Here is a 19,070-nt window from a genome sequence, read left to right as displayed (position 1 = left end):
ACAAACAACCTAAAAAACTTTTTTTAACCAATATAAAGGAGTTTCATTTTAAACTAAATATTCTCGGACTAAAAGAAACCATAACCCAAACCCAATTATTGGCATTTGCGGCATCAGTAACATTTTTTAGTCTTTCTAATGTTGATGAACCAACCATTTGAGAGTATCCCGCTGAAGCAACAATATCTTTCTGAATGTTGTAACTGGCGGTGAAATCTATTTCTGTTCCTAAATAGCTATCCATTTTTTTATTGGAAGCATCCAAAACGGTATTTGGCGCATTAAAAACATGTGGCATTCAGGTAAATTGCCATTTATTAGAAGTATAATTTAACTTCAAATAAGCATCTTGCAATCCAACACTATTTTGATGATTTCCTACATAAAAATAATCCATGAAACCATTAAAACCATGATTAGTTCCAAAAATCGGGCTAAACGATTTTATATCAGAACTGCTGTCGTTTTGGTTTTTACCCGAAAGATATTCATATCCTAATCCAGCTTTGAATGTATTGGTGACCGCATAACCAAGGAAAGCTCCTGCATACCATGCGCTCACCTTTTTATCGGTACTTTTTCCTGTTTGTCCATAAGCCCCAAAATTAGTTTCCCATTTTTTTTCCTTCACAGAAAGATAAGTACCAAAGGTTTGTTTGTAATCTATTTCTAAATTGCCAATGGTTTTTTCAAATTCATATCCGGTATTTAACAATACCAAACTCAAATTTAATTTGCTAAACTGGGTATGATACCATGCATATTGCATCGATTTATAATTGGTGGTGTATGGGTTTTTTGGTTCTTTTATCCGTTTTGGAGGAGTTTAGTTTTATAAACATGACAAACAGCTCTTTAAGTTGCAATCACCCTAATTGGAAAAACAATCCTTCTCCGTTATTTTCTTTCAACTATTTTTACAATTGACTCAAGTAATAAACAATCAAAGTAATTATCAGAGAATAAACTATTTTCAATAAATTTGTAAAAAACCAACTATGTTTTCTAAAACCTGTGAATACGGAATCCGAGCCACTATTTTTATAGCCTCACAATCTTATCAAAACACCAGAGTAGGGTTAAGAGATATTGCCAAAAAAATAGATTCTCCCGAAGCTTTTACGGCAAAGATTTTACAAATATTATCCAAAAATAATATCATCCATTCCATCAAAGGAGTCGGTGGTGGTTTTGAAATCCCCAAAGAGACCTTGAGCCAAATAAAGCTTGCCCAAATTGTAACGGCAATAGACGGAGACCGGGTTTTTACCGGTTGCGGACTCGGACTAAATCAATGTTCCGAAGAACACCCCTGTCCGGTTCACGATAAATTCAAATCGATTCGAAATGAATTAGCGGCCATGCTTGAAAACACGAATCTCGAAGAATTGGCTCTCGGGATTAAATCCGGAGATACTTTTTTGAGGTATTAATACAAAGTAATCTTATATATACAGAATATAAGCATTTATGGCGTAATCTACTGATTTTGGGTAGATTGGCGCGATTTAATGGCGTGTATAAACAAGTTAGTGGCAACCGACCATTATTACGAAAAAATGTGAGTCCATTAAATATTAAATACTAAACGATTTTTCACGTGTTTACTTTCCTTTTCTCTTATCTCTTTGTCAGTTTGCAATTCATGTTCCTTTTGTTTTTCTAATAGTTTATACCAACTTATCGCTGGTATTGTATTATTTGAATGTAATTCCAATCTGACAATGGTTTTTTTACTCGGAGTACGACCTTTATTTAAAATTGAACTTAATTCAGTTTCAGGCAACTGAATATCTTTCGCAAAATTTTTATTTATTTTATAGTTTAATCTAATATACTTTCTTAAAAAATATGCAAAAGAAAAATCTTGATTATAACTATTTGATTTAGCATAATCTTCCATTAAAAATCGTAATTGTTTAACTCTAGCGTACAATATTTGATTTTCATTTAGTTGTTCTTTAGCTTTTTTACGAGCTAACTGTAATTCATTTGCAGCTTCCTGAATTTGTTTATCAGTAAGTTTAGTTCTAAAAACAAATGCTTCTGCTTGTTCTTCTGGCGTATACTTTTTATTTAATTTGTCTGTTTTCATATCTCATTTTTTTCTAATAATCTGTACAACGAAATGCCTCCTAAAAACACTTGTCTTCCAGCGTCTTGCATTCCATATTTTTCCACATAATGCATCTTCAATTTTGTTTTGGGAAACAATGAAACACATGCGCTTTCAGCATGCAGCTTAACAGCTTCACGACAAGCAAATGCAATTAAATTTTCAGTTATTCCATCATACTTTTTATCTTTCCCTCTATTCTCTTTAGATACCGCCAACAACTTTATTTCAAATCTTTCTTCATGTTGAAAGTGTTTAAGTGACATTAAACCTAATATTTCATCAGCATCTTCAATTCTTAACTTAAAAACTATATTTTCTTTTTCTTGTTTCCAATTAAAAAAATATTTTGCTTTTGTAATTACTTTAAAATCCTCTTCTGCCACCAATTCTATAACAACATTTTTTTGTACAGAACTTTCTAAATGAGTAATTTTTTGCATATGCTAATATACAATAAAAATTTACAATTTATGCAAATAATTTACTTTTTTTGTAAATTTATGAAATATACCATTAAGGTGTTATGATTAGTGAAATACGTTGAATTTCCTTCATACCTATAGTATGTGCCATTTTGAATTGAATTTTGATGAACAATGTTTGCGGGGATGTTTATGTTTGAATCTTCCTGAATTGAACCCAGCAAATAACCATCGGTGGCAAAAGCATATTTTTCTTTAAAACAAAACCTAACATTTATCATATTTTCTGCTGCTTTTAGAATGTAAATTTGATAAAATTTATAATCATGCAATTCTGGAAAAAAATCACCCCAAAAGAAAGACAAATTCGCATTCAAAAAGCATTAAGTGAAAATGTAAATTTTTCTTACGATACCTCTTTAGGATATCCTGCATCCAAGTTAGACGGAAAAGTATTTAATGATGAAGCTCCCTTTTTAAAGGATGCGCCAATTTTGCAAACCTATGTTGCCAATCCCAATCATATTGGCTGCCATACTTTTGGCGATTCTGAAAAAGCTTTTAGAGGAACACAAGAAATTGAGCGCGAGGTTTTAAATGTGCTTGCCGTTGATGTTTTTAAAGCAGAACCCAATTCTTTTGATGGATATATTGCTACCGGTGGCACCGAGGCAAACATTCAGGCAATTTGGATGTATCGTAATTATTTTGTGAATAAATTAAATGCAAAACCAACAGAAATAGTCATTATTGCTTCAGAAGATACCCATTATTCCATTCCCAAAGCGGCCAATTTACTGATGCTGGATTGGTTAAAAATTCCTGTTGATTTTGAAACCCGTAATATTGATGCATTCTCGCTTGAAAACATCATTATCAATGCAAAAAAACGAGAAAAAAAATATTTTATTGTAGTTTCTAATATGGGAACCACTATGTTTGGCGCAGTAGACAATCCGGAGGATTATATTCAAATCCTCGAAAAACACGACTTAAAATACAAATTACATATCGATGCCGCTTATGGCGGTTTTGTATATCCATTTAGCAATAAAGCAAGCGCTATTAATTTTGAAAATCAAAAGATCAGTTCAATAACCATCGATGCACACAAAATGCTTCAGGCACCTTACGGAACGGGTGTGTTTATTTGCAGAGAGGGATTAATTGAAAATGTTTTGACTAAAGAAGCCGAATATGTCGAAGGAATGGATTTGACACTCTGCGGAAGCCGTTCAGGTGCAAATGCCGTAGCCGTTTGGATGATCTTATTTACGTATGGGCCTTTTGGATGGTGCGAAAAAATTCGCATTTTACAAATGAGAACGGAATGGTTGTGCGAACAATTAGAGGCTTTAAATGTGAATTATTTCAGGGAACCTTTTATGAATATCGTAACCATTGAAGCGCAAAATATCAACCAAGAATTAGTAAAAAAATTCGATTTAGTTCCTCAAAAACACGACGAAAATAATCAATGGTATAAAATTGTAATTATGGATCATGTTGAAATAGACCATTTGATGACTTTTATAACTGACTTGAAAGCTACAATTCAGAAAAATATTGAAACTATTAAAGTATAATTCAACACAAATCCGCATTTTGAATAGGAATGTTGCAAATTATTACGCTATTAAATAGATTATTAATACTAATGCAAACTTCCAAAATAGAGCTTATTGGAATTTAGTAAATGTGGGTACTTGAAGGATTATTTACTAAATTTGCCAAATCTATAGAATAAATAAAATTACTAAAAATGAAAAGTCTTAAAGAGCGCATATTGGAATTGAAAAAGGAGAAAAATGCGGTTATTTTAGCACATTATTACCAAGAAGCCGACATTCAGGATATTGCTGATTATGTGGGTGACAGTTTAGGATTGTCACAAGAAGCCATGAAAGTGGATGCCGATATTATTCTTTTTGCAGGCGTGCATTTTATGGCCGAAACGGCAAAGATTTTAAACCCAACCAAAAAAGTAATCCTTCCCGATTTGAAAGCTGGCTGCTCACTTGCCGAATCCTGTCCGCCGGATTTGTTCAAGAAATTTACTGATGAACATCCCGATCATATTGTTATTACCTATGTAAACTGTTCTGCCGAAATTAAAGCATTGAGCGATATTGTCTGTACCTCATCGAATGCTTTGAAAATTGTGGAATCCATTCCTAAAGAAACGCCCATTATTTTTGCACCGGATAAGAACTTAGGAAAATACATCATCAGCGAAACAGGCAGAGACATGCTACTTTGGGACGGCTCTTGTGTGGTTCATGAAGCTTTTTCATTGGATAAATTAATTGAAGTACACAAGCAATACCCTGATGCAAAAATTATTGCGCATCCCGAATCGGAAACGCATATTCTACAAACGGCAAGCTATATTGGTTCAACAGCCGGAATGATTGAGTATGTAAAAACAAATCCGAACAATAAATTTATTGTCGCTACTGAAGCAGGAATTTTGCACAAAATGCAACAGGAAGTGCCTCATAAAATATTAATTCCGGCTCCTGCTAAAGATGATAATACTTGCGCTTGCAGCGAATGCGGTTATATGAAAATGAATACACTTCAAAAGGTTTATGATTGCTTGCTTCGAGAAAGTCCGGAAATTGATGTCCCTGAAAACATTAGAAAAAAAGCGTTAATTCCTATTGAAAGAATGCTTGAATTATCAAAATAATGATTAAAACCAATTATCTAATCATCGGTTCTGGCGTGGCAGGATTGACTTTTGCCATAAAAATAGCAGATCGATTTCCCAACAGAAAAATCACGATAATTACCAAGTCGAACGAAGATGAATCCAATACAAAATATGCTCAGGGCGGGATTGCCATAGTCACAGACAAAACCGAAGATTCCTATAAAAAACACATTGACGACACCCTAATTTGCGGAGATGGTTTATGTGATTCGTCAGTCGTTGAAATGGTCGTTACCGAAGGTCCAAAACGATTAAAAGAACTAATCGAATGGGGTGCCAAATTCGATAAAAACACCAAAGGTAATTTCGATTTGGGTAAAGAAGGCGGCCATTCCCAAAACAGGGTGGTGCATCATAAAGACCAAACCGGTCATGAAATTGAACGTGCTATTTTAGCGCAGGTTCATCAAAAAGAGAATATTACCGTTCTGGACCATCATTTTGCACTTGACTTAATAACCCAAAATAATTTTTGTTTTGGTGCCTATGCATTGGATGAAAAAACAAAAGAAATTATTACTTTTAAATCTGATTTTACGGTATTAGCCACTGGTGGAATTGGACATCTTTACGGTCACACGACCAATCCTGTAATTGCTACCGGAGATGGAATTGCCATGGCTTTTCGTGCGAATGCCTCCATAAAAGACATGGAATTCATCCAATTTCATCCTACCGCTTTATATGATTCTTCTGCAGGATCTAAATTTTTAATTTCAGAGGCAGTTCGAGGTTTTGGAGCTTATTTACGCACCAAGAAAGGACATCGTTTTATGCTGGATTATGATAGCAGAGGCGAACTGGCTTCCAGAGATATTGTTTCGCAAAGCATTGATTTGGAACTAAAAAAATCAGGTGACGATTGCGTTTATCTGGACTGTACTCATTTGGATTTAGACATTTTTATAAAACATTTCCCCATGATTTATGAACGTTGCAAAAGCATTGGAATTGATATTGCAAAAGACTGGATTCCCGTAATTCCTGCACAGCATTATCTTTGTGGCGGAATTATGGTGGACAAAAATGGGAAAACAACTGTAGCCAATTTATTTGCTTGTGGGGAATGTTCTCAAACAGGATTGCATGGTGCCAACCGATTAGCATCAAATTCATTATTGGAAGCGCTCGTATATTCGGACAAGATTTATAATTATTTGGCAAATATTTCTATTGGAAACAGTCAATTCAATGGAATTATTTCGAATTGGGAATCAGTTGAAAAGCCTGAAATTAATTCGGATTATTTAGCTAAAATGAAAACAGAATTACAGCTTTTGATGCGTCAGAATGCGGGTATTGTGCGCTATGATTCGGATTTACCCAAAGCCAAAGAACAGCTTTTGCATTGGCAAAATGAAATGGAAGAAATCGGTAAAACCCATCAAATTAGTGTTGCGTTTTACGAATTGCTTAACATGATTACAATTGGAAATTTAATTGTTCAGCAATCCATTGAAAGGAAAGAAAATCGTGGCGGTTTTATGAAAGTTAAAGCTACCGGAAGCAACTAAATTATTTTTTAAAGCACAAAAAATAGTACCTTTTCATTCTCAAAAAAACATTTCGCACAACTAAAATAAAAAAATCGGCTTAAAAAAACTTCAAGCCGATTTTGTATTAAACTAAAACCAATTCCGGAATTTCAATCTCAATTAGTTCCGTTTTATAGAAATTAAATTGACTTTGAATCTCCTTTTTAGTGCTTTCGAAAAAAGGAGTTGATGAAAATAAATCTTCATAATATCCAATTCCTTGTAGCAAATTATTTTTAAATGAATGCCATTTTTTTATTTGTGCAGCTGTAATCTCATCAGAAACTGCTGTGATTTCATTTTTCAAATAATCAAGATACATTTTCAATTCTTTTACAAATAGATTCGGACGATCCGTAACCGTTAACACTGACGCGTTTCCATAAATATGCTGTACCATTTTAGAAAGGGAAACTTCCTGATCAAAATAGGCCATATTGGGTCCGGGGCAAATGATTACACCCTGAGCCTGTCCTTTAATTTTAATATCATTTTCAAGATAAGAAGCATTGGCTAAACCCACGCAAAGGCAGGCTTTTTCAGTAATACTGTTTTTCTTTTTTTCGAAAATTTCAGCAGATAAAATATCTTTTTGTTGCAATAACTCCTCTAGTTTTAGGTCTTGGTATTTTTTAGAAGACGTACAAATTCCTTTTGCATCGTATTCTTTGCTTAATGCCAAAAATCGTTTTGGACAAGAACTTCCCGCTTTATTTTCCTGAATACGTTTTTGCTTGAGAATTTCGTTAGTCGTTCCTCGCAAAGTATTGAAAGGAATTCCCAACGGCGAAATATGACTCAGATACAAATCTTCTTCTTTGGCTCCAGCCAATAATGCTCTGGTGTGTTTATCTACCGAAGTAGCTTCAGGAACCAATAAAAATGGAGAACCCCAACCCACAGAATCAACCTTATAATAGTCCAATAGAAAATCGTGTTCTTCGGCAGTTCCTACACCGCCTTGCACGGTAATTTTTAAACCCAATGGTTGTTGCGGAACATGTAATTCCTTTTGCCCCAGAGCTTTCACCATCAAATCATGAGCAGATTGAATCAATTGCTCTTTTTTCTGTTTGAATTCTTCTAAAATTGGTCCCAACAAATAACCATCGGTAGCAAAAGCATGTCCGCCACAATTTAATCCGGATTCGATTCTATATTCAGAAACCCAAAGCCCTTTTTTGGCTAAAAAATTTCCTTGAATCATAGCCGAACGGAAATCGCTTACTTTAAGTGTAATTTTCTTTTTCAGTGTGTTATTGAAATCCGGGAAGAAAGCCGAAAAATTTTCAAAATAACTGTATAATCTTGGATTCATCCCAGCCGATAAAACTACTGATGATTCTAAAGTGCTATTGACAAAACCGCGAAGAGCGGCATGTGCATCATTGAAAGCAATTGGTAATTGTTCGTCTTTAATAAAATTATCCTTATCGAGTTTGGTCATAATGTTCACATCGATAGCGCCTGGAGAAAGGTTGTTTTCAAGATAATTTTTGATGTTTTCTTTAAAAGCAAAGCCGTCTTCCAATAAATTTTGTAAGCCTAATTTAATCTCCGATTTGTTCGGAAGCATGGCAATATAATTTTCCAATGCCAATTTGCTTTCGGATAATTCGATTTTAAAATTTTCGAATTTTTCTTTTACGATTTTGTCGACCAAATTTAAATAGGAAGTAATACGTTCCGTGCGATAATCATGTATTTTTTGAGTAATTTCCTGATAAGGAAGATCGAATTTCTTGCTGTAAAAAACATTCATTTTTTCGATGAGTTCATCATCCATAATTGAAATTACGGAAGATATTCCATACTTCGCTACTCTTATTGGACTATCAATCGTATATGCAAGTCCCATAACGGGAATGTGAAATGTATGAAGTGGTTTAATTGTTGTCATGCCTAAATGATTTAATAAATAAACCACAAAAGTCGGTAAACAAAACGGTATAAAAACTGATAAATATCATGCGCTATAAATTACTGCACTAGATAATAATAATAATAATAATAATCCTTTTGGATAGCCTAACAATGAATCTCTTTTCATTATGCAAACGATAATCTTTTGTTAACGGTCAAACTTTTGATTCCTTTCATTGTCTTATAACCATAACTTAAAAACAATACAAATGAAAAAATTATTTATCGCCGCATTATTAATTGTTGGAATGACAAGCTTTGCACAAGAAAGAAAAGGAAGACCGGAAAGATCTGAAATGGAGCAATTAACTCCCGAACAAAGAAACCAGTTGCATTTAAAAAAAATGACTTTAGAATTGGATCTGAATGCCTCCCAACAGAAAGAAATGAGTAAAATTATTGCTGAACAAAGTACCAAAAAAGAGGCTCGAATGGCGGAGAGAAAAGCAAATAAAGATTCGGTTAAAAAACTTACTTCAGACGAACTTTTTGCTAAAAAAAGCAAAATGCTAGACGAACAAATTGTTATGAAAGAAAGAATGAAAAAAATTCTTACTCCAGAACAATATAAAAAATGGGATGAGATGAAAGCGAAAAGACATCACGGAATGAAAAAAGAATGATGCATAAAGATGGAAAAGCAGCAGAAACGGGTGATAAAAAATAACATAATTCAATCTGAAATGTTTTATCTTATCTAAAAAAAGACCCAAATTTGGCTACCGTCTGGACACAAATATTCAGACGAAATTTTAGCCACGAATTTCACTAATTTTTACGAATTAATTAGAGTAAATTAGTGAAATTCGTGGCTGTCTTTTTTATAATATCATAAAATCTCTGTAAATCTTTTTAATCTGTGTCCTATTTTAAACTTGTGTCCAGACGGTAGCCGGAGGAAGCTCTTTTTTTTATTAAAATGTTTTAGAAACTTTATCTATTGCTCGAATGGTAAAATCTAAATCCTCATACGTTAATGCATCAGTGATGAACCATGTTTCATAAGCGGATGGCGCGATATAAATTCCCTCTTGCAATAATCCGTGGAAGAATTTCTTGAAAATTTCGTTATCGCCTTTTGCGGCAGTTTGAAAATCAACTACTGGAGCAGCATCAAAATGTACAGAAATCATTGATCCGATACTATTGATTGTAAAAGCAACAGTATTGGCTTTCAAAACTTTATCAATTCCGGCAGCTAAATATGCTGTTTTTTCTTCCAATCTTTTAAAAATTGCACGATCAGTATCTAAAGCTTGCAACATTGCTAATCCTGCCGCCATCGCTAATGGATTTCCGGATAAAGTTCCCGCTTGATAAACCGGACCTAACGGAGCCAGATAATTCATAATTGCTGAACGAGCGGCAAAAGCACCAACTGGCAATCCTCCACCTATTACTTTCCCGAAAGTGACAATATCAGCAGTTACATTAAATAATTCCTGAACACCGCCTCTAGCGAGTCTGAATCCAGTCATAACCTCATCAAAAATCAATAGAATTCCATTATCGGTACACAATTGGCGTAAGCCTTCCAGAAAACCTTTATTTGGTGGAATACAACCCATATTTCCTGCAACAGGTTCTACGATTATGGCTGCAATTTCATTTTTATTGGCTTCAATTAAAGCCGCTACGTTCTGCAAATCATTGTATTTTGCAAGTAAAGTATCCTTGGCAGTTCCTGCTGTTACTCCTGGGCTGTTTGGTGAACCAAAAGTAATCGCTCCGCTTCCCGCTTGAATCAAAAATGAATCAGAATGTCCATGATAGCAACCTGCGAATTTTATTATTTTATCTCTTTTGGTAAATCCACGAGCCAGTCTTACGGCGCTCATGCAAGCCTCAGTACCCGAATTTACAAATCTAATTTTATCAATATTCGGAACCATGGAAACGGCCAAAACTGCGATTTGGGTTTCCAATTCTGTTGGCATCCCAAAAGAAGTTCCCAATTTAGCTTTCTCAATCACCGCTTGTACGACCGGTTCGTAAGCATGTCCTAAAATCATTGGTCCCCAAGAATTAATATAGTCTATCAAACGATTTCCGTCTTCATCATACAAATAAGCCCCTTTGGCACTTTTGACAAAAATTGGAGTTCCACCCACTGCTTTAAAAGCTCTTACTGGTGAATTTACACCTCCCGGAATTACTTTTTCTGCTTCAGCAAAAAGCTGACTGCTTCTTTTATATAACATTTATGAATTTATGAATTATAATTATTTTAAATTATTTTACTACCAGCCTCTGCCCAATAGAAAGCGTATTGTCAGAAAGATTATTTTTTTGTTTTAAATCCTCAATCTTTAAGTCGAATTTTTTTGAAATGGAATACAGCGTATCTCCTTTTTGAACCACATATGAAACCAAGCCCTGACTTATTGGATTTTTAGATTCTATTGTTAATTCTTTAACCATTTGTTGTTCATTTGACACATAATTTACATCTAAAACCTGAATGTCATATTGATGTAATTGGTAACGTTCAATATAAGAAATCAATTTGTCCGGATATCTTGGATCTGTTGCATATCCGGCAACCCTAAGACCTTTGGCCCAGGCTTTGTAATCTCCTTTTGAAAATCCAAATAGTTTAGAATACCTGCTTCTCCCAGTTAGAAATAAAGCGTGATCTTTAAAAGATTCAGACGGATTATTGTATTTTCTAAAGCATTCCTGTGCTGCATCATCATCATGTTTCACACTTTCTCCCGTCCAGCCTTCATGACATTTTATACCAAAATGATTATTGGCATTTATTGCCAAATCACCCCTGCCGGCACCCGATTCAAGAATTCCCTGAGCCAAAATAATACTTGCCGGAATACCATAATTCCTCATATTTCCCATTGCAATATCCTTAAATTGAGAAACATAAGCAACCACCACATCATTCGTAACGACCGTTTTTGAAGTTGAAACGATTACTTCCGTTTCACGATTACTTTGTTCTTTTTTTACTGGGTTTGAAAGTATTGGGTTTGAAAGTATTGGGTTCGTTGCATTAGTACTTGATGTATTGGTTTTTTTAATAGTGCGAACTACCTCCGATTTTGGTTTTACAGGAGCTTTTTTTGTTGTTACAATAACTGGCTTTGTGGCTTTACAGCCTATTAAAGATAGTATGGTAAGAATCAGTAGGATTTTTTTAAACATTGATATCGATTGTTGGTAATTGTTTGTTTCTTAATTTTATATTCATTCCCTGAATTCCCTGAATTCCGCCAGTGTGAATTAGTAAAATTTTTGATTCGGCAGGAAAATAGTTTTTTTGAATTAAATCTATAACGCCAAAAACCATCTTCCCCGTATAAATAGGATCCAAAGGAATTTGATTTACTGCATAAAACTGATTAATAAACCCGATTAATGCTGAATTTACTTTTCCGTATCCCCCAAAATGATAGTCCGTAATTAGTTCCCAATTCTCATTTTGGACAAAATTACGAATTTCCTCTTTTAAAAAATCACCTTTTAAAGCTGGAAAACCTAAAACTTTTTGATGAGGCAAAACACTGTTAATAATTCCCGAAATGGTTCCGCCCGTTCCTATTGAACAACAGATGTAATCAAATTCGGCATCTTCTTGAGTTAGAATTTCCTGACAGCCTTTGATAGCTAATGCATTAGTTCCTCCTTCTGGAATAAGATAAAAACTGCCAAATTTCTGTTTTAAATTTTCTGAAAATGTTGTCTCGCTTTTTAATCGATATTCCTCCCTCGAAATAAATTCCAGTTGCATTCCGCAATTTTGAGCAAATAATAAAGTAGGATTCTCCGAAATTTTACTCCCTAATTCATCCCCTCGAATAATCCCTATGGTTTTGAATCCTTTTTCTTTTCCTGCAAAAGCTACTGCTGCAATATGATTTGAAAAAGCGCCACCAAAAGTAAGCAATGTTTCCTGGTTTTCTTCTTTCGCCCGAAGCAAATTGTATTTCAGTTTTCTGAACTTATTTCCGGAAACAAAAGGATGTATCAAATCTTCCCGTTTGATATATACTGAAATAGAATTCGGAAATGGTGTTTTTAACTGCTGATTCAAAGGAATTGATTTTGGTACAAAGGTAAAATTTATATATAATAAAAATGCAACCTTTACAGATTGCATTTTTTGTTTTCATTTCAAATGAGTTTTAGTTTTTAATGATAATTTTTTTACCAACCTCAATATTGTCTTTCGTCGATAATTTAACAATATAAATCCCATCGCCAAGACCCGAAGTAGAAAATTTATAAGACGAATTCACACCCAAATCTTTTTTACTAAAAATTAATTTTCCCGCTACATCATACAAACCGCAGGTAGCAAGATCCATTAGTAATGGATTATTAATCGTTAGATTTTTGGTAGAATTATTTTGATAAACCACAAAACTCTGACTTGTTGTATCTTCAACACCTAATGTAGAATTAGTTTTAAAAGTAATTTCAAATTGTGTATTGTTAACTCCAGCAGGTAATGTCAATTCATGGAAATCATTTTTAATATCATGGTATAAATTCGTCACTTTATCGTGTAAATAAACAGTATTAGCCGTTGTAAAGTTCAAAATTTCTTTTACCGTAATTTTATAATTGGCTTGATTCGCATTTTTAAATCCAATTGGAATTTTTTTATCCATATCAAAATTCACTGCGTTTATTACATACTCTGTATCCTCTAACACAAAATAAATATCCGCTGGAGAACCATCACTAGAGGACATTGCATCCATTGCACGATCAACACCGTCCGTAGCTTCAGGAATAAATGCCAAAGCCATTTGACGAACTCCCTCATTATTCAATAAGGTATTGAATCTAATTTGTGGTGTTGGGGCAATACTAACTTTTGTATAATCGAAACCTGAAACAGATTGAATAGCCGACAAATAATCCGAAGTATTTTCTGTTTTACTTTGATTTGCGTTTTTATTGAATTGAGAATAATTTGATGCACCTTCCTTAACGAACACTCGGTAACTATTTTTCATTTCTACCGTTCCATTTGCAGTACCATCAATCAAAAAACCTTGTCCTATAGGGCAAAAACGTTTTTCATAACTCCCTCCTGTACCGGTACTCGTTCCTTCATTACCTGAACCATCGTAAGAATAAAATGTCGCAGGAACATAGATTCCATTACTACCTAAGGAACCAGGTGAGAAAGCTCCATATCCGCCTTTGTAATCTGTTATATAATGAGAACTTACTGTTTTATCCTGTTCCCAGAAATAAGCAATCCCAGTACAATTTGTCGCATCGGTTAAAAAGGCAGATAAATCTATTGCTGATGGATACGGATTTCCAGTTAATGTAAATTGCTCGATTGCAACAGGAATAGAAATTGTTCCGTCATTTGGTTTTCCTCTAAAATCATATCTTTGTTGACTAGTCGGATTGTTTTGAACCCCATTTACCGTAATTAAATTGGTCCCTGAAGTTCCTTTCATGGCAAACCCCTCTCCAGCGTTAATAGTAGAGGCAGATCCAACTTGATTCCAATTTGAATAGTCCGCTGAAGCAGTCAGCTTATTGATCCAATAAGGAGCAATCGCAAATGGACTAGCCGTACCATTATAATTGTTCATTGCTAAAATAGTTGGATTATTACTGTTTGTCAAATCAACAATATCTTTGAGTTGGGTAATTCCAAAAGGAGAATTTCCAGCGGCAGCGATATTTCCTCCAACAGGTGAACACCAGTAATTAAATTGAAAATTATTTGTAGTCCCTTCTTGAAACACAGATAAGTCCCCTATTCCTTTATTAGTTCCAGCTGTAGTGGAACCCTGTAACAACTGGGCATCTTTTCTTAAATAGAAATTACTACTAGCTGCATTTAACTCCAAGTCTTGTTTTATAAAAACAACTTCGTTGCTTGCAAAGACGTAACTATTAGGACTTACATACATCTGGGCATTGACATTACTCTGAAATAAAAATCCAGTAACGATCAATAGTGTTTTTTTTAAGTATTTTTGAGTCCATAAGCTTCTAAATTAAGTTAATTTGTATGAAATTATATTTTTTAATGGATTTCTCTTTTTGGTAAAAACAAAAACAATCACCTTTTTTATCGTAACCCTTTCGGGTGAAAATACCATCAACAATGTTGTAAAACGATACAACTAGCGATCTATTTCTTTAAAAATTTTGATCAACACATTCTGTAGCTCCACCTTCAAGAGTTAATGTATTACCAGCATTTGCATTACTCCACTGAACGGTGATACTAATTGTATTCGCCAAAGTTGTGTCAATCGAGGCTAAATTCCCAATCTCAATATTTGGTGTAAGATTATCTTGTTGTGTTTTACCATAGCTTATAATAGTCCCGGATGTGCCAATGCTTCTCACAGTTGATCTTAAATCAATATCGAAAGGTCTGTCTGTAACATTCTGACCTGTAGATGCAATAGTTAATATAGTTATTCCTGCCAATTTAACCCTGAATGTATAAATAGATGAAGTATTTACTGTAGAAAACCTTCCATATAATTTTATATTCATCAATTTACCAACAGTTAAATAGTTCGCTGCCATAGTAGATGTATAAATAGTTGTTTCGGTTGTCGTATTTGAAACCGTTACCGGCGTAACAACTACATCTTGGGCAAGCATAATACTTCTTCTTACGAGATAAGTTGATGCGTAAAATGTATGATCTTTATATTCAATAGCTTCTGGTTCTACGGTTGTCAATAACGGTCCGTCTGTTAATTTTAGTGGGGCAGTTCCTGCTGAAGCGGTACCTGGTTTAATATGTAGGGAAGCTGTTGGGGCAGGCACGCCTATTCCAATATTTCCTGCTGATAAGGTTCTTAAACGCTCTGTGTTATTCGTTTTTAAAACAAAATCTTTTGCATCGATTGTGCCAACAAAATTTGTACCTGCAGTTGTGCCGGTATTCCCTGTTAAATTCCAATCTGATGACTATGACGAATTGTAATTATTTGATGTTTTCCATTCAGTTCCGTTACTAAAAAGCGTTTCAGCTTCTCCAGCTTTAGCCAGAATTAAATTTGCTACTCCGTCTATTGTTCCAGTTAAAGTAACATTTGCGGTACTTGTAGCATCTCTTTTAATAGTATAAACTCGACCCGTAATCCCAACAGCCGTTGGTAATGTGATTGTTATTGCAGTTGATCCATTATTACAGACAACGAGATTATAGGTATCATCTAAAGTTGTATTAGAGGTACAGTAGTTACCTTTTGACCAACCGAACCATTGACTTCAAAAGTTGATTGAGGAGTAATTGTATTTATTCCTACTTGGGCTTTAACAACTGAACAAGAAAGAAGGAAAAAGACAATTGAAAAAATGTACAATATGATATTGTCTGGAATTGATTTAATTTTTCTCATAAAAGTAAATATTTAAGATTAATGCAAGTACATAGGTAAACATATAAGTATCCGCACAAATACGTAAGTATTTATACAAATTATTAAGTATTTTAATACGTAAAATTACTTAGTAAAAATAAAGAAAAATAAAAATGATTAAAGTAAAAAAGTACCTATTATGAAATAAAAACGATATTAATAAAATAACAGTCCAAAAATATTAAGAATTAAAAAACTGTATTAAAAACAGAAACGAATCTATCTAAAGAGTAATTTTAAACTATTTTTTTTATTCATCCTTTTTAATTTTTAACCCGTATATGCACAAAAACAAGTAGCGTTCAGCCTATTTTAAGTCACGTTCTGGCCACTAGCCGGAACTTTTCCATTTAAATTTAAATAACTTGGTTTCTTAAAATCATTCTGCATGATTAATTGACAGTATTGTTGAACAATTAGAAATTCAAGATCTAATAAGTCAATATAAAGGAGATTGTACTTCGAGTTACCATCCTAAAATGCTCTTAAAATACTATTTTACGGCTATTTAAAGAACATTTATTCTTGTAGAAAATTAGGAAAAGCTGTTCAGGAAAACATCTATTTTATGTGGTTAGCTGTCAAGCTTCCTAACATTGCTGATTAAAGTTGACACCTTACAACACATTTCAACCCTTCATTCACATTAACATCAAATTTAAAAATTAAGATCATATTCAAAATGCCCTTTCTTAGAAAAGGCAATATCCATCCCTCTTCAATAACTGGTGATGAAGAGTAAGCAGTTACTCCTCTTAAAAATGTTAAATACTAAAAATAAAATGCAAAAATTTTTATATAAAATATAGTATTTTTCATATGAAAATTTAAATAAATTGTATTTAAACGTTTTTTTTTTCTTTTAATCGATAATTACCTAAAACTAATATAGTTTTGCACTCAAATTAGATTTATAAAATCTGAAAAAAATATTTTTTTAACCCAAATCCCTTTTCTATTATGAAAAAAATTACCTCAATTATTGCAATCATTACCTTATCGATTGCCTTTTCAGCAACTGCTTCTGCACAAGTATCAGCTTCTGCACCTACTTCTGCAACTATTGTTACTCCAATTTCCATTGTAAAAAACACAAACATGAGTTTTGGAAACGTAGCCGTTTCGTCTACTGCCGGTACGGTAGTTTTAGCACCTGCTAGTACTCGTACTGCAACAGGTGGAGTTACATTACCGGTAACAGCAGGTACTGTGACTGCCGCTCAATATACGGTAAACGGTCAGACCGGTTACACTTATGTTATTACGTTGCCTACGACACTTACAATTACTAAAGCTACAACTCTCGAAACAATGACTCTTGCTACTTTCACCAGTACACCTTCTGCAACCGGTACTTTAACAGGTGGTACACAAGTTGTTCTTGTGGGTGCAACTTTAAGCGTTGGGGCTTCACAAGTTGCCGGTTTGTACGAAAATACTACAGGTTTTGCTGTGACAGTAAATTATAACTAGTAATCCTAAAAGAAAGGGTGCTTCTAATTTTAGAGCGCCCTTTTTTATCATTTTTTACTGTTGCTGTCCCTGGCAAAACCCAAAGCGGAATCAATGAAACAAGGACTCCCATGAAAGAGAAAATTTTACTGCTGTTATTGTTTTTTTTACCCTTTTCCGGTCCCTTAATGGCGCAAGTTCCAATCTCCATTTTGAAAAACACAGACATGAATTTTGGTACTATAGCGGTTTCATCCGTTGCTGGTACAGTCCTTTTATCTGCTTCAGGATTAAGAACTCCTTCAGGCGGGGTAATCTTGCCAACCATTACCGGAACTGTTAGTGCGGCTCAATTTACTGTATCTGGTCAGGCTAATTATACCTATGCAATTACGTTACCTGCAACAGATTTCACACTTTATGAATCTGGAGTTGGTCCTGCATCCATGGTTGTTAATGCTTTTACCAGTACACCTTCTGCAACCGGTACTTTAGCAGGTGGTACACAAACTGTTCTTGTTGGAGCAAAGCTAAATGTTGGAGCCTCACAAGCTGCAGGTTCATATACCAATGCCGCAGGTTTTGAAGTGATTGTAAATTATAATTAGTCGTACTAGAAGGTGTTCCCGTTTTGCACACCTCTTTTTACATCTTTAAACCGTTGCTGTCAATAATAAAATTGAAAGCTAAAATAATGAATGACTCCCCATGAAAGAGAAAATTTTACTGCTGTTACTCTTGTTTTTATCCTTTACCGGTCCCTTAATGGCGCAAGGGGATTTGATGATTTTCCCAAAACGCATCGCCTTTGACGGCATCCAAAACAGGGTGCAGAATATTAACCTGTCCAATGTCGGGAAAGATACCGCCACCTATAAACTGTCGTACAGCGAGATAAAAATGGATCAGGACGGCAAATTTATTTCTATTGAAGAGCCGGAACCCGACCAGCGCTTTGCGTCTCCTTATTTGCGATTTTACCCCCGCATGATTACTCTTGCTCCCAATGAATCGCAAACAGTAAAAATACAGCTGATCAAAACCAATGAACTGCAACAAGGGGAATACCGTTCCCATCTTTATTTCCGTGCCGTGCCTAAAAACAAGGTTTTAGAGAAAGAAGATCCCGCCCATAAGCCGGAAGGCTTAAGCATCAGTATAACGCCGGTTTTTGGAATTTCGATTGCCAATATCATTACCATAGGAGAATCCACCACAGCCGTGACGCTTTCGAATTTGGCAGTGCAACAGTCCGAAGAGGGAATTACGCTTTCCCTGGATTTTAATCGGAGCGGTAATACGTCCTGTTATGGCGACATACAGGTCAACCATATTTCGTCCGAAGGAATTACCACCAGCGCAGCCACCGTAAAAGGTTTTGCCGTGTACGCTCCGGGAAATTTACGCAGAACCAAAATAAAACTCAATACCACCCCAAATATAGATTATACCAAAGGCCAGCTTCAGGTCATTTATTCCGCACAAGACAAAGGCATGAAATATGCTGAAGCCACCCTCCGTTTATAA

The 19,070-nt window shown here is 34.5% G+C and carries 18 protein-coding genes and 1 pseudogene; 9 read left to right on the top strand and 10 right to left on the bottom strand.

Annotated elements, in window-relative coordinates:
* Nucleotides 1-43 precede the first annotated feature (43 nt).
* Nucleotides 44-298 carry a hypothetical protein gene (locus ACNO7W_RS03720; protein WP_417937076.1) on the bottom strand — a complete coding sequence of 85 codons (255 nt, stop codon included), beginning with the start codon at nucleotides 296-298 and terminating at the stop codon, nucleotides 44-46.
* A complete protein-coding gene (locus ACNO7W_RS03715) occupies nucleotides 299-769 on the bottom strand; it encodes a hypothetical protein (protein WP_417937075.1) in 471 nt (156 codons plus the stop codon).
* Nucleotides 770-998: 229 nt separating this feature from the next.
* Between ACNO7W_RS03715 and ACNO7W_RS03710 the strand changes: the two genes are divergently transcribed.
* Nucleotides 999-1,433: an RrF2 family transcriptional regulator gene (locus ACNO7W_RS03710; protein ID WP_417937074.1), complete on the top strand. Its 435-nt coding sequence runs from the start codon at nucleotides 999-1,001 to the stop codon at nucleotides 1,431-1,433.
* A gap of 137 nt (nucleotides 1,434-1,570) precedes the next feature.
* Here the strand turns inward: ACNO7W_RS03710 and ACNO7W_RS03705 are convergent, their stop codons facing one another.
* Both ACNO7W_RS03705 and ACNO7W_RS03700 read right to left on the bottom strand, forming a co-directional pair.
* Nucleotides 1,571-2,095, bottom strand: coding sequence for a hypothetical protein (locus ACNO7W_RS03705; protein ID WP_417937073.1), 525 nt, complete (start codon nucleotides 2,093-2,095; stop codon nucleotides 1,571-1,573).
* Nucleotides 2,092-2,559: an N-acetyltransferase gene (locus ACNO7W_RS03700; protein ID WP_417937072.1), complete on the bottom strand. Its 468-nt coding sequence runs from the start codon at nucleotides 2,557-2,559 to the stop codon at nucleotides 2,092-2,094. The genes ACNO7W_RS03705 and ACNO7W_RS03700 overlap by 4 nt, the downstream gene beginning before the upstream one ends.
* Nucleotides 2,560-2,867: 308 nt before the next feature.
* Here ACNO7W_RS03700 and ACNO7W_RS03695 point away from each other — a divergent pair, with 308 nt between their 5' ends.
* From ACNO7W_RS03695 to nadB, 3 genes are all read left to right on the top strand, one after another.
* Nucleotides 2,868-4,127, top strand: a complete 1,260-nt coding sequence (locus ACNO7W_RS03695) for a pyridoxal phosphate-dependent decarboxylase family protein (RefSeq protein ID WP_417937071.1) — start codon at nucleotides 2,868-2,870, stop codon at nucleotides 4,125-4,127.
* Nucleotides 4,128-4,303: 176 nt separating this feature from the next.
* The gene (gene nadA, locus ACNO7W_RS03690; protein ID WP_143386166.1) at nucleotides 4,304-5,233 is read left to right on the top strand and encodes a quinolinate synthase NadA; all 930 of its coding nucleotides are present in this window, start codon (nucleotides 4,304-4,306) and stop codon (nucleotides 5,231-5,233) included.
* Nucleotides 5,233-6,771: an L-aspartate oxidase gene (gene nadB / locus ACNO7W_RS03685; protein WP_417937070.1), complete on the top strand. Its 1,539-nt coding sequence runs from the start codon at nucleotides 5,233-5,235 to the stop codon at nucleotides 6,769-6,771. Before nadA ends, nadB begins: the two co-directional genes overlap by 1 nt.
* Before the next feature lie 106 nt (nucleotides 6,772-6,877).
* On the opposite strand, the gene ACNO7W_RS03680 is transcribed toward nadB, so the two are convergent.
* The gene (locus ACNO7W_RS03680; protein ID WP_417937069.1) at nucleotides 6,878-8,692 is read right to left on the bottom strand and encodes a hypothetical protein; all 1,815 of its coding nucleotides are present in this window, start codon (nucleotides 8,690-8,692) and stop codon (nucleotides 6,878-6,880) included.
* A gap of 232 nt (nucleotides 8,693-8,924) precedes the next feature.
* Here ACNO7W_RS03680 and ACNO7W_RS03675 point away from each other — a divergent pair, with 232 nt between their 5' ends.
* Nucleotides 8,925-9,338 (top strand): hypothetical protein, encoded by a 414-nt coding sequence (locus tag ACNO7W_RS03675; RefSeq protein WP_417937068.1) that lies wholly within the window; start codon nucleotides 8,925-8,927, stop codon nucleotides 9,336-9,338.
* A gap of 291 nt (nucleotides 9,339-9,629) precedes the next feature.
* Here the strand turns inward: ACNO7W_RS03675 and hemL are convergent, their stop codons facing one another.
* The 5 genes from hemL to ACNO7W_RS03650 all read right to left on the bottom strand — a co-directional run bounded on the left by hemL (nucleotide 9,630) and on the right by ACNO7W_RS03650 (nucleotide 15,492).
* Nucleotides 9,630-10,916 carry a glutamate-1-semialdehyde 2,1-aminomutase gene (gene hemL / locus ACNO7W_RS03670; protein ID WP_417937067.1) on the bottom strand — a complete coding sequence of 429 codons (1,287 nt, stop codon included), beginning with the start codon at nucleotides 10,914-10,916 and terminating at the stop codon, nucleotides 9,630-9,632.
* Nucleotides 10,917-10,947: 31 nt separating this feature from the next.
* A complete protein-coding gene (locus tag ACNO7W_RS03665) occupies nucleotides 10,948-11,874 on the bottom strand; it encodes a glucosaminidase domain-containing protein (RefSeq protein ID WP_417937066.1) in 927 nt (308 codons plus the stop codon).
* Nucleotides 11,867-12,829: a 1-aminocyclopropane-1-carboxylate deaminase/D-cysteine desulfhydrase gene (locus ACNO7W_RS03660; RefSeq protein ID WP_417937065.1), complete on the bottom strand. Its 963-nt coding sequence runs from the start codon at nucleotides 12,827-12,829 to the stop codon at nucleotides 11,867-11,869. Before ACNO7W_RS03660 ends, ACNO7W_RS03665 begins: the two co-directional genes overlap by 8 nt.
* Before the next feature lie 25 nt (nucleotides 12,830-12,854).
* The gene (locus tag ACNO7W_RS03655; protein WP_417937064.1) at nucleotides 12,855-14,660 is read right to left on the bottom strand and encodes a T9SS type A sorting domain-containing protein; all 1,806 of its coding nucleotides are present in this window, start codon (nucleotides 14,658-14,660) and stop codon (nucleotides 12,855-12,857) included.
* 187 nt (nucleotides 14,661-14,847) lie between these two features.
* Complete coding sequence (locus tag ACNO7W_RS03650; protein ID WP_417937063.1) at nucleotides 14,848-15,492, bottom strand: hypothetical protein; 645 nt, start codon at nucleotides 15,490-15,492, stop codon at nucleotides 14,848-14,850.
* A gap of 1,030 nt (nucleotides 15,493-16,522) precedes the next feature.
* Here ACNO7W_RS03650 and ACNO7W_RS03645 point away from each other — a divergent pair.
* From ACNO7W_RS03645 to ACNO7W_RS03630, 4 genes and pseudogenes are all read left to right on the top strand, one after another.
* Nucleotides 16,523-16,671 (top strand): annotated as a pseudogene (locus tag ACNO7W_RS03645) (transposase); the annotation flags it as partial.
* A gap of 380 nt (nucleotides 16,672-17,051) precedes the next feature.
* Complete coding sequence (locus ACNO7W_RS03640) at nucleotides 17,052-17,564, top strand: DUF4402 domain-containing protein (protein WP_417937062.1); 513 nt, start codon at nucleotides 17,052-17,054, stop codon at nucleotides 17,562-17,564.
* 110 nt (nucleotides 17,565-17,674) lie between these two features.
* Nucleotides 17,675-18,151: a DUF4402 domain-containing protein gene (locus tag ACNO7W_RS03635; RefSeq protein WP_417937061.1), complete on the top strand. Its 477-nt coding sequence runs from the start codon at nucleotides 17,675-17,677 to the stop codon at nucleotides 18,149-18,151.
* A 100-nt stretch (nucleotides 18,152-18,251) separates the two neighbouring features.
* Nucleotides 18,252-19,070 (top strand): molecular chaperone, encoded by an 819-nt coding sequence (locus ACNO7W_RS03630; RefSeq protein ID WP_417937060.1) that lies wholly within the window; start codon nucleotides 18,252-18,254, stop codon nucleotides 19,068-19,070.

Source organism: Flavobacterium sp. ZB4R12 (assembly GCF_048276375.1).
In the GTDB taxonomy this organism is placed as follows: Bacteria; Bacteroidota; Bacteroidia; order Flavobacteriales; family Flavobacteriaceae; genus Flavobacterium; species Flavobacterium gawalongense.
Note: the sequence above shows the minus strand (reverse complement) of the source record. Positions and strands in the feature narration are given on the sequence as shown.

Bases quoted from the DNA above. Each gene is read 5' to 3' on its own strand.
- ACNO7W_RS03700 (WP_417937072.1), bottom strand. From the start codon at position 2,559: ATGCAAAAAATTACTCATTTAGAAAGTTCTGTACAAAAAAATGTTGTT.
- ACNO7W_RS03695 (WP_417937071.1), top strand. From the start codon at position 2,868: ATGCAATTCTGGAAAAAAATCACCCCAAAAGAAAGACAAATTCGCATT.
- ACNO7W_RS03640 (WP_417937062.1), top strand. From the start codon at position 17,052: ATGAAAAAAATTACCTCAATTATTGCAATCATTACCTTATCGATTGCC.
- ACNO7W_RS03705 (WP_417937073.1), bottom strand. From the start codon at position 2,095: ATGAAAACAGACAAATTAAATAAAAAGTATACGCCAGAAGAACAAGCA.
- hemL (WP_417937067.1), bottom strand. From the start codon at position 10,916: ATGTTATATAAAAGAAGCAGTCAGCTTTTTGCTGAAGCAGAAAAAGTA.
- ACNO7W_RS03630 (WP_417937060.1), top strand. From the start codon at position 18,252: ATGAAAGAGAAAATTTTACTGCTGTTACTCTTGTTTTTATCCTTTACC.
- ACNO7W_RS03635 (WP_417937061.1), top strand. From the start codon at position 17,675: ATGAAAGAGAAAATTTTACTGCTGTTATTGTTTTTTTTACCCTTTTCC.
- ACNO7W_RS03660 (WP_417937065.1), bottom strand. From the start codon at position 12,829: ATGCAATCTGTAAAGGTTGCATTTTTATTATATATAAATTTTACCTTT.
- ACNO7W_RS03675 (WP_417937068.1), top strand. From the start codon at position 8,925: ATGAAAAAATTATTTATCGCCGCATTATTAATTGTTGGAATGACAAGC.
- ACNO7W_RS03665 (WP_417937066.1), bottom strand. From the start codon at position 11,874: ATGTTTAAAAAAATCCTACTGATTCTTACCATACTATCTTTAATAGGC.
- ACNO7W_RS03715 (WP_417937075.1), bottom strand. From the start codon at position 769: ATGCAATATGCATGGTATCATACCCAGTTTAGCAAATTAAATTTGAGT.
- ACNO7W_RS03720 (WP_417937076.1), bottom strand. From the start codon at position 298: ATGCCACATGTTTTTAATGCGCCAAATACCGTTTTGGATGCTTCCAAT.
- ACNO7W_RS03710 (WP_417937074.1), top strand. From the start codon at position 999: ATGTTTTCTAAAACCTGTGAATACGGAATCCGAGCCACTATTTTTATA.
- nadA (WP_143386166.1), top strand. From the start codon at position 4,304: ATGAAAAGTCTTAAAGAGCGCATATTGGAATTGAAAAAGGAGAAAAAT.
- nadB (WP_417937070.1), top strand. From the start codon at position 5,233: ATGATTAAAACCAATTATCTAATCATCGGTTCTGGCGTGGCAGGATTG.
- ACNO7W_RS03680 (WP_417937069.1), bottom strand. From the start codon at position 8,692: ATGACAACAATTAAACCACTTCATACATTTCACATTCCCGTTATGGGA.